This window comes from Bacillus haynesii (genome assembly GCF_001969855.1).
Lineage (GTDB): Bacteria > Bacillota > Bacilli > Bacillales > Bacillaceae > Bacillus > Bacillus haynesii.
This window is the reverse complement of record NZ_MRBL01000028.1, coordinates 39546-49571: the sequence shown is the minus strand read 5'-3', so window position 1 is coordinate 49571 and position 10026 is coordinate 39546. Positions and strand designations below refer to the sequence as shown.

General features: G+C 41.5%; 8 protein-coding genes and 1 pseudogene. 2 read left to right on the top strand and 7 right to left on the bottom strand.

Translation table 11 applies throughout. From position 1 onward, the window contains the following. Nucleotides 1-187: 187 nt before the first annotated feature. A pseudogene (locus BTA31_RS20470) lies at nucleotides 188-493 on the top strand (sigma-70 family RNA polymerase sigma factor); the annotation flags it as partial. A 248-nt stretch (nucleotides 494-741) separates the two neighbouring features. Here the strand turns inward: BTA31_RS20470 and BTA31_RS23465 are convergent. From BTA31_RS23465 to moaA, 3 genes are all read right to left on the bottom strand, one after another. Then, the gene (locus tag BTA31_RS23465) at nucleotides 742-1251 is read right to left on the bottom strand and encodes a hypothetical protein (RefSeq protein WP_239693251.1); all 510 of its coding nucleotides are present in this window, start codon (nucleotides 1249-1251) and stop codon (nucleotides 742-744) included. Between the two features lie 32 nt (nucleotides 1252-1283). Further along, entirely contained in the window at nucleotides 1284-1565 is a 282-nt protein-coding gene (locus tag BTA31_RS23460; RefSeq protein ID WP_338152979.1) for an NTTRR-F1 domain, read from the bottom strand. A 275-nt stretch (nucleotides 1566-1840) separates the two neighbouring features. Then, a complete protein-coding gene (moaA, locus tag BTA31_RS20460; RefSeq protein ID WP_076793758.1) occupies nucleotides 1841-2857 on the bottom strand; it encodes a GTP 3',8-cyclase MoaA in 1017 nt (338 codons plus the stop codon). A gap of 233 nt (nucleotides 2858-3090) precedes the next feature. Between moaA and BTA31_RS20455 the strand changes: the two genes are divergently transcribed. After that, nucleotides 3091-3432 carry a hemerythrin domain-containing protein gene (locus BTA31_RS20455; RefSeq protein WP_239693250.1) on the top strand — a complete coding sequence of 114 codons (342 nt, stop codon included), beginning with the start codon at nucleotides 3091-3093 and terminating at the stop codon, nucleotides 3430-3432. A gap of 79 nt (nucleotides 3433-3511) precedes the next feature. On the opposite strand, the gene narI is transcribed toward BTA31_RS20455, so the two are convergent. Genes narI through BTA31_RS20435 form a run of 4 tightly spaced genes read right to left on the bottom strand, consistent with a single transcriptional unit; the run spans nucleotide 3512 to nucleotide 10010 of the window. Continuing rightward, nucleotides 3512-4231: a respiratory nitrate reductase subunit gamma gene (narI, locus tag BTA31_RS20450; RefSeq protein WP_076793753.1), complete on the bottom strand. Its 720-nt coding sequence runs from the start codon at nucleotides 4229-4231 to the stop codon at nucleotides 3512-3514. 20 nt (nucleotides 4232-4251) lie between these two features. Beyond that, nucleotides 4252-4815, bottom strand: a complete 564-nt coding sequence (gene narJ, locus BTA31_RS20445) for a nitrate reductase molybdenum cofactor assembly chaperone (RefSeq protein ID WP_083698354.1) — start codon at nucleotides 4813-4815, stop codon at nucleotides 4252-4254. Next, a complete protein-coding gene (gene narH / locus BTA31_RS20440; protein ID WP_076793751.1) occupies nucleotides 4787-6337 on the bottom strand; it encodes a nitrate reductase subunit beta in 1551 nt (516 codons plus the stop codon). Before narH ends, narJ begins: the two co-directional genes overlap by 29 nt. Continuing rightward, entirely contained in the window at nucleotides 6327-10010 is a 3684-nt protein-coding gene (locus BTA31_RS20435) for a nitrate reductase subunit alpha (RefSeq protein ID WP_076793749.1), read from the bottom strand. Before BTA31_RS20435 ends, narH begins: the two co-directional genes overlap by 11 nt. Nucleotides 10011-10026: the final 16 nt, after the last annotated feature.

Genomic DNA, 10026 nt, shown 5'->3' with positions numbered 1-10026 from the left:
CACCTAATAAGTACCTGCGCGTTGTGCTTTCTTCTTTTATTCGAGGTAATTTAGAAAGAAAAGAGTTTCCCCTTTTAAATGACTAACATATACTACCTAAATAAAACAATGTTGATGATTAACCTTAGCAAAACAGTTAAATTCTTTAACGCTTTAATGAAACAAAAACGGATAACATCTAGGAGTCAATGAAATCAGTTTGATTGATGTCCTCAAATCAGAAAACGAAGACGTCATCGACACCATCCAGCTCAACATGGAGCTTGAAAAAGTGAAAAAATACATCGACATCTTAGACGGCAGAGAAAAAGAAGTCATCGTCGGCCGCTTCGGTCTTGATTTGAAGAAAGAAAAGACGCAGCGGGAGATTGCGAAGGAGCTTGGGATTTCGCGGAGCTATGTATCTCGGATTGAGAAACGCGCGCTGATGAAGATGTTTCATGAGTTTTATCGGGCGGAGAAGGAGAAAAGGAAGAAGGCGAAGGGGAAGTAAAAATCATTCATTGTATATTTAGACTATGTCGATCCTAATCCACAAAAAGGTAAGTGGGGGATGCTTTAAAAGCGTCCCCCACTCCAACCTCTTTTAAGCCCTGTTGTAAAAGTAAAGTTTGGACCAACCACCACATATAAACAGTATAGGTGAATTTCACTCCAGCAGGTGTCAACAAAAATGTTAGCTAATCTAAATTAATTTTTATATGGTGAGGGGGATACTCTAATCGAGTTCCCCCCATTATTTTAAGGATAACGGGTTAAATTTAAATTTCTATTGAATGCTGTTGCAGAAGTGATGCTTGAAGCTGTTGTAACAGCTACTCTAACAGTATAAGTCAGTGTTGTAGCGGCTGGTATAGTATCAACATAAGTGTCAGATAACGGGAATCTTTGTGTTCCAGCTTGTTGGGCACTTCTATTAAATATTTGAGTTTGTAGTAAAGTTCCATCTCGATAAAGCCTTACCTGAAAAATTACATTGTTGTTTGCTGTAGCTACAGTTTCTAGAGCAAGAGCATAATTAATTAGAATATCTTGCCCGCTGGTTACAGGCGCGTTTGCTACTGTGGCAACTATTACTTCTGTATTTAATGGAACAGTTGGTGGATTATATACTGTTATTGGACCAGGTGTATTAGTAAAGAATAACTCGTTTTGTGGTCCGATGGCTCCTGTTGCGCCTGTCGGTCCTGTTGGACCTGTCGGAGCTCCTCCACCCTCAACACTCAATAGAGCAACATCATCCACAAGCACGTTTGCAGTTCCCGCCTGTGGAATGTTGTTAATCAAATGAATGCCTGGGTGGTGCCGAGGGGAGCCGGCGAAGTTGTTTGATAGACTTCAAGCCATGTCCCATTTTCGGCTGACGGTATTCTGCTTGACGGCACAATGGCAAATAACTCGTATCCGAGAAAATTAAACTGATTGTCAAAATAAGTAACCTGTATCGTCACAGAAGGCACTGGGAGAAATCCCGTTCTCGCAAGAGAAACAAGAAACTCGTTACCTTCACCTTCCATAGCTGAAACAAATTGAACAATATACGAAGTGACGGTTCCTCCGATCAATCTTGCAGAGAAAAATCATCGACGATAAGGACTTTGAAAATGTATCATGAGTTTTACCGGGAAGAAAAAAGGTTATCAAAATTAGATCGGGTTTTAAAATCCGATCTAATTTTTTTGTCTAGATTTATTGCAACAAAACAAGCATAATTTGCACTTACCATTTCTATACAATATTGAAATGATTATCTCATGTTCGGAGAAAAAATAAAAAAGGCGGTCGTCTAACTTTGCTTCATAAATAGGCAAGTATCTATTATCACTTCCATAGAATTATCTCAACCTCCGATGTAGGACATCTCAATTTTCTTTCTGTGTTTTGCAGTTTCAGCAGTTCGTAATTCCGAATATTTATCGGTTCTTTTTTTCCAAACTTCCGAAATTTTATTTTTAATTTCTTCATCTGTAGCACCAGATCTTATCATACCTCGTAAGTCATAACCACTTTCAGCAAACAAGCATGTATAAAGTTTTCCATCCGCTGATATACGAGCTCTTGTACAATTATTGCAAAACGGCTCTGAAACAGATGAAATAAATCCAATTTCTATATTTGTCCCCTTATATTTATACCTCGAAGCAACTTCACCTAATTTATCTTTTTGAAGCTCTTCAAGTGGCCAAACAGATGAAACTATATCTAATAACTCCTTTTTTGTTACCACTTTAGAAAAATCCCAATCATTGGTTTGGCCGACATCCATAAATTCAATAAACCTTAAGGTTATCCGCCTATTTTTACAGTAAGCGGCCATTTTTAATACCTCATTTTCATTGACGCCCTTTATCACAACCATATTTACCTTAACAAAAAGTCTTGCATCAAGGGCGGCATCAATTCCGCTTAAAATCCTCTCCGATTTAATATTACGACCGTTCATCGATTGAATGGTATGTTCATTCAATGCATCAAGGCTTATATTTACACGCATTAGTCCGGCTTCCTTTAACGCATGAGCTTGTTTAACCAATAATAATCCATTTGTAGTCATTGCTATGTCGTCAATATTATTTATTTTTGACAGCCTTTCAATCAGAAGGTGAATATCTTTTCTTAAAAGAGGTTCTCCCCCAGTTAAACGAATTTTTCTTACACCTAACTCGGTAAATTGGATAACAAGTCTTTCAATTTCATCATAAGTCAGAAGCTCATTCTGAGGCATAAATGAATAGTCTTCTCCAAAGGCTTCCGCAGGCATACAATAAGAACAGCGAAAATTGCATTTATCCATAATGGAAATACGCAAATCTTGAAGTGGACGCTCGTACTTGTCGTTGATTTGATTACTTTTCAGGTCTATTCCCCCTTACAGTTCCTATCCATATTCCTAAATTATATTCTATTGAAAAATAAAACATGCTGAACTTGTTTTAAGATTATAAAATCTGTTCATAATGTATACAAACACCCATATTATACAAATTTGATTAAAAAAGGAGGATTTCTTTATTGTCAGGTCCATCTTTAAATAAATTAGATGCCCATAGATCCATCCACGATGGAGCCGTAACCGAAGGAAGGGATTTGATGGAAGTATTGGAACGGGTTTATGGTGAAAAACACGAAAAGCACGCCTTGATTGCAGCTAAAGCCCTTCTGGATCATTGGGAAACCCGCACAATTGCACACGCAGACTCGGAAGAAGAGGGTTTGTACAAGAGAAAACTTGAAGAAAACCCAGATATCTCTCATACACTGAGCATGCTTAAACGTGATCATGATTTGCTTAGGATACTGGTAGGCGATATAAAAGAAAAGCTGGATAAACAAGGAGTAAATGATGATGTGATCGACCGTTTTAAAGCGATTAACGTTCTGGTACAAATACACAATCGGGATGAGGAAAGCTATTTGTTGGATCATCATTAATGAAGCGCGTTATAGTCAATGATAATTAAATGAGCCACTCTAGGGTCTTACCGAAGTGGCTTTTTGTATTCAGAGCAGTTTAATTTTTCCGTTCTATATATTTAAGGGCTTTTTTCGGATTCATTTTTCTGTATACGATGTACTTTCTAGACAAATATTCTAAAGGCAGACTCCACACATGAACCAACCTCGTATAAGGCCAAACTGCAAATAAAACAAACGCCGCCAAAATATGAAGTTGAAACCCGAGCGGTGCGTTCATCACCAAATATGGAGAAGGCTGAAAGCTCAAAATTCCCCTGAACCACGGACCTATCGTTGCCCGGTAGTCAAACTCTCCCCCTGTCGCTGTATAAGCCACAGTATTCGTAAAACCAACAACGGTCACAACTCCGATTAAAAGCAAAACATAAAGGTCTTTCTTTGGGCTGTTTCTCCTTACCCTTTTGCTTCTAAGCCGCCGTACTGTCAATAATGCTCCTCCAACAACCATCATCACCCCGGCGGCTCCCCCGAACCATACAGCGCCAAAGTGATACATATGTTCAGTTATTCCGATCACATCATAAAGCCCTTTAGGAATCAGCACCCCTGCCACATGTCCAAAGAAAACAAAAATTACGCCGTAGTGAAACAGTGTGCTCCCCGACTTCAATAATTGATCTTTTTGGATAAATTCGCTTGATTGGGCCGACCAACCGAATTGATCTGTATTATAACGATGAATATGGCCGACAACAAAAATCGTTAACGATAAATAGGGGATGATTACCCATAAGAAATAATCTAATTTTGTCATAACAATCCCTCCAATTCGATTTATCCCGCATGGTGATCCGCGTCTTTTTCATTAGACGGCAAATATGCTGCAATGTCTGCTAAACAAGCTTTTAATAAAAAACCATACGGATTATCCTCTTTTTCGAGTTCTGTCAGTAATTGATCAATTGCTTTTTTGTGGATTAAAAACACCTTTTGAACAAAGTCTTTTTCCGCAATTGATGCAAACTCTAAGATAAGCGGTAAATAATCAGGCAATTCATCATTTTTAATGTAAAACCCGGCTTTTGCAAACTCCATTTTTAGTTTTACAAAAGCCAAGCCGCGCTCTCTGTTCTCTCCAAACCTTGCATGAGTTAAATAAAGGGTTTTTGGTTCGCTAAAGTCGAACCACCTCACATAGTTCTCGCACAACTCTTTATAAGAGGTTTCATTCACATAGGTCAGAAACTGCCGGAGGCAGTGTTTCATCCCTTTGTCCGTCATTTCATCCACAATTTGATTTACTTCTTCCGATTCAGTCCATTCTTTATCTGGATATCTCAAGAATAATGAACAAAGTTTAAACACCAATCTATCTTCTTCCATCCATTGCATTTCCATTTAGATCACTCCAATATTCTTCACTGAAGGCGTATAAATCTTCATATTTTTCAGTGCCTAAACTGCAGCCTGAGCAGCCCTCCATAAATTCGTACCCCGAAGATCCTTGTCCCGAATACATATTGCCTGCTTCTTCCCGGTGTGATTTTGGAATAACATAACGATCATTGTATTTCGCTATTGCAGATAATTCATACAATTCTACGGCAGTTTCTTCCGTTAACTCGGCATCTTTAAGAACGGCTTTATCAAATGATTGCTTCAGGTTAACGCTTCTCATATAACTCCTCATGGCAACCATTTTCTTTAATACCCGTTCAATTACTTTCGTATCCCCAGCTGACATCAAATTTGCAAGGTATTGGATGGGAATTCTGAATTGCTTGATCGTCGGGAAAATGATTCTGGGATCCAGCATATCAATTTGACCGCCGAACGTATTGGTAATTGGGCTTAAAGGCGGGATGTACCACACCATTGGCAAGGTCCTGTATTCCGGATGCAGAGGTAATGCCACCTTATGTTTCACGGCAAGATTATACACGGGAGACGCTTGGGCTGCTTCTATCCAATCTTCCGGAATTCCGTCTTTTTTTGCCTGTCTCACGACATCCGGATCATTTGGATCTAAAAAAATACCCAAGTGTGATTCATATAAATCTTGTGGATTTTCAACAGATGCCGCCTCTTCTATTTTATCTGCGTCATAAAGGACGATGCCGATATAACGCAAGCGGCCGACACAGGTTTCAGAACAAACCGTTGGTTGGCCGTTTTCAATACGCGGAAAACAAAACGTACACTTTTCGGCTTTATTCGTCTTCCAGTTAAAATAAACTTTTTTATACGGACAGCCTGACATGCAAAAACGCCAGCTGCGGCATGCATCCTCATCAACAAGAACGATGCCGTCTTCATCGCGTTTGTAAATGGCCCCGGACGGACAGGAAGAGAGACATGACGGATTGATGCAGTGTTCACAAATCCTCGGCAAATACATCATAAACGCTTGTTCATATTCTTGGATGACCTGTTCATCCACATTGTGCATATTCGGGTCCTTTTTAGCCGTTTCATAAACACCTGCAAGATCGTCCTCCCAGTTCGGCCCCCATTTCAAATCGATGTATTCGCCGGTAAGCTGCGAGATAGGCCTTGCCACTGGCTGATGCTTTTTCTGAGGACTTTTGATTAAATTCTCGTAATCATAGGTCCACGGCTCATAATAATCATCGATACGTGTCAAATCGGGGTTGTAAAAGATATTGAGCAGCTTTTTGGCACGGCCTCCGGCTTTCAGTTCGATCTTTCCGTTCTTCAACTCCCAACCTCCGCGCTGGGTTTCTTGGTTTTCCCATTCCCTCGGGTAGCCAACACCCGGTTTTGTTTCGACGTTGTTCCACCACATATATTCGGCACCGGTACGATTCGTCCATGTATTATTGCAGGTCACACTGCATGTGTGGCAGCCAATGCATTTATCAAGGTTCATCACCATTCCGAATTGCGCTTTAATCTTCAAGCCAATCTACCTCGTTTCGCTCTAATTTACGAATAACGACTTGTTCATCTCTTTGGTTTCCGGTCGGGCCGTAATAATTAAATCCATAGCTTAGTTGCGCGTATCCCCCTATCATTTGTGTCGGCTTAACGTGAATCCTAGTGGGGCTATTAAAAGTTCCCCCGCGTTCTTTCGTTATTTTGGAACCGGGAACATTAATCGTTCTGTCCTGCACATGATACATAAACGCCACGCCTCTCGGTAATCGATGACTGACGACAGCCCTGGCGACGACAACTCCGTTGCGGTTGTACATTTCCAGCCAGTCATTATCACGTATGCCCACAGTTTCCGCATCTTTATTATTCATCCATACATGCGGTCCGCCCCTGAACAGCGTAAGCATCGGCAATGTGTCATAGTATGTGCTGTGGTAAGACCATTTAAAATGAGGCGTTAAATAGCGCAGTTTTATTTCCTGTGTTGTTGATGCCGGCTGACCATCTTTATTATAGAAAGCAGCTTTTCTTAAAGGCGCTTTAAATGTCGGCAGATCTTCTCCAAATTCCCGCATGATTTCATGGTCTAAGAAAAAATGCTGTCTGCCGGTCAAAGTTCGGAATGGAATAAGCCGTTCTATATTTGTCGTAAAAGGCGAGTAACGACGATTGCCTGTCTCCGTCCCGCTATAGACCGGAGAGGATAAAACCTTTCTCGGTTGGGCTGTAATCTCGTCAAATGAAATGTGCTCTTCAGCCCGTTCAATGGCCAGGTCCTTTAACTTTTGCCCCGTTTTCTTTTCCAATGTATCCCATGCTTTCATCGCGAGCGAACCATTTGTAGTGCTGGATAGCGTCAGAATGGCCTCCGCAGCGTTTCGGTCTGCTGAGATGTCGGGGCAATCTTTATATTCTTTAGTCGTTTTAGCCGTACCTAAAATATCTTTTAATTCGTCATACTCCTCTTTAGCATCCCAGCTCAGTCCCTTTGCACCGATTTTTTCCCGTATATTTGGCCCAAGCGCAATGAATTTATCGTATACTTTCGTATACTCCCTTTCGACGACATGAATACGCGGGAAGTTCTCTCCAGGAACAGGTTCGATTTCATTCTTTTTCCAATCAGGAATCAATCCTAACGCCTGTGATGTCTCATCTGTAGTATCGTGAAGGAGCGGTGCAGTGACAATGTCCTTTACTGTCTCCGGCAGATATTTTTCAGCTAAAGATTGAAACGTTTTAGCCAGCTTTTTAAACGTATCCCAATCAGACCGGCTCTCCCATGGCGGTGTAATCGCAGGATTGAAAGGGTGAATAAAAGGATGCATATCAGTTGAGCTGATATCATACTTTTCATACCAGGTTGCAGCCGGCAAGACAATATCCGAATACAATCCCGTACCTGACATTCGAAAATCCATATTAATAAGCAAATCAAGTTTTCCTTCTTCTGCAACAGATGCTGGATCTACCTCTTCTGTATGCAGGGATTGATCTTGTTCGCCTAAAATGCTTGAATGTGTACCGAGCAGGTGTTTCAGAAAATATTCATGTCCCTTTGCAGAAATTCCGATTAAATTCGCCCTCCATACAAATAACGTTTTCGGAAAATTAACAGGATTACCCGGCTCTTCAATTGAGAATTTCATTTGACCATTTTTCATTTGATCAACGACATACTTCACAGCTTCACCATTATTAGCTGCCTTTGCCTCTTCGTACAACGTAATCGAGTTTTTATTAAACTGCGGATAGGAAGGCAGCCACCCTAATCTTGCAGCGAGTACATTATAATCTCCCAGATGATGATATCTGGGCTTTTCGACTAACGGTGAAATTAAATCTGCGGATTTTTGATCTTCATAACGCCATTGCTCTGTCACGAAGTAAAAGAAAGATGTTCCATTTTGTAAACGCGGCGGACCTCCCCAGTCACGTGCCATCGCCACAGTTTGCCATCCTTCAAGGGGGCGTACTTTTTCCTGACCGACGTAATGCGCCCATCCTCCCCCGTTTACGCCCTGTGAGCCTGTTAACAAAACCAGATTGAGAATCGCCCTGTAAATGGTATCAGAATGATACCAATGGTTAATGCCTGATCCCATGATAATCATCGACCGTCCCTTGCTATCAACCGCATTTTGGGCGAATTCTCTTGCAATTTGAGCAGCTAATTTACGATCCACACCGGTAATTTGTTCTTGCCATGCCGGTGTGTATGGTTTCGGGTCATCATAATCTTTTGGATAATCACCGGGCAATCCGCGATTCACGCCTGTTTGCGCGAGCATGAGATCAAAGACGGTTGTGACATAAACAGACTCGCCATTTTGTTGAATTTCCTTAACTGGTACTCCTCGTGCGATAATTTGCTTCTGTTCTTGACCAAAGTAAGGAAACTGCAGCAATACGGTTTCATCTTCAATCCCTAAAAAGGAGAGTGCAGGTTCAAGATCTCCGAGCTGATTTTCAGTATCTTTCAGGTGTAAATTCCACTCCCCTCCTTCCGACCAGCGATGACCGATGGTTCCATTAGGTACAGCATACTGATTGGAGTTTTTATCAAATACAATCGTTTTCCATTCAGCCTTGTTTACATTCATCCCCAGGTCACTTGCACGCAAAAACCGGTCTGTTTTATAGTGGTTGCCATGCTTTTTTAATGTAATAAGAAAAGGCAAATCAGTATATTTCTTGACGTAATCTTCGAAATAAGGCGTTTTTTGGTCGACATAAAATTCTTTGAGAACAACATGGGTCATCGCCATCGCCAACGCTGAATCCATACCTGGACTAACGTTTAACCAATGATCGGCAAATTTAACAAACTCAGCATAATCAGGGCTGATAGAAACTACTTTAGTCCCGTTATACCTTGCTTCAACATAGAAATGAGCATCAGGCGTCCTCGTTTGCGGCAAATTAGAACCCCATACCAGTAAGTAGCTGGAGTTGTACCAATCAGAGCTTTCAGGAACATCCGTCTGTTCGCCCCAAACTTGCGGTGATGCAGGCGGGAGATCGGCATACCAGTCGTAAAAACTGAGCAGCGGCGCGCCGATTAAATTCAAAAACCTCGACCCGCCCGCATAACTGACCATGGACATTGCCGGGATCGGCGAAAAACCTACAATGCGGTCGGGGCCGTATTTTTTAATCGTAAAAATTAATTGAGCGGCAATCATCATATTTACTTCATCCCAGTTTGCCCGGACGAATCCTCCTTTACCGCGCGCTTGTTTATAAGCTTTTTGCAAGTCGGGATTCTCAGCAATCACTTCCCATGCCTCGACCGGATCGTTCGTTTTTTGCATGGCTTCCTTCCACACTTTTAACAAAGCGCTTCTCACATATGGAAAACGAACTCGTATCGGGCTGTATGTATACCATGAGAAACTCGCACCGCGCGGGCATCCTCTCGGCTCATATTCAGGCATGTTCGGACCGGTAGTCGGATAGTCTGTTTGTTGTGTTTCCCATGTGATAATTCCGTCTTTCACATGAACTTTCCAGCTGCAGGAACCGGTGCAGTTCACGCCATGAGTGGTGCGAACCACCTTATCATGCTGCCACCTTCTGCGATAGTATCTTTCAGACTCGCGGTCTGCATTGGATAACGTACTATGATTGTTTAAATCAGCGGTGCGTCCAAAAAAAGTCATCTTTTTGAGCAATGGGGATATTTTTTTCTTCATGACTATACTCCCTTTC

Bases quoted from the DNA above. Each gene is read 5' to 3' on its own strand.
- BTA31_RS20435 (WP_076793749.1), bottom strand. From the start codon at position 10,010: ATGAAGAAAAAAATATCCCCATTGCTCAAAAAGATGACTTTTTTTGGA.
- BTA31_RS20455 (WP_239693250.1), top strand. From the start codon at position 3,091: ATGGAAGTATTGGAACGGGTTTATGGTGAAAAACACGAAAAGCACGCC.
- narJ (WP_083698354.1), bottom strand. From the start codon at position 4,815: ATGGAAATGCAATGGATGGAAGAAGATAGATTGGTGTTTAAACTTTGT.
- narI (WP_076793753.1), bottom strand. From the start codon at position 4,231: ATGACAAAATTAGATTATTTCTTATGGGTAATCATCCCCTATTTATCG.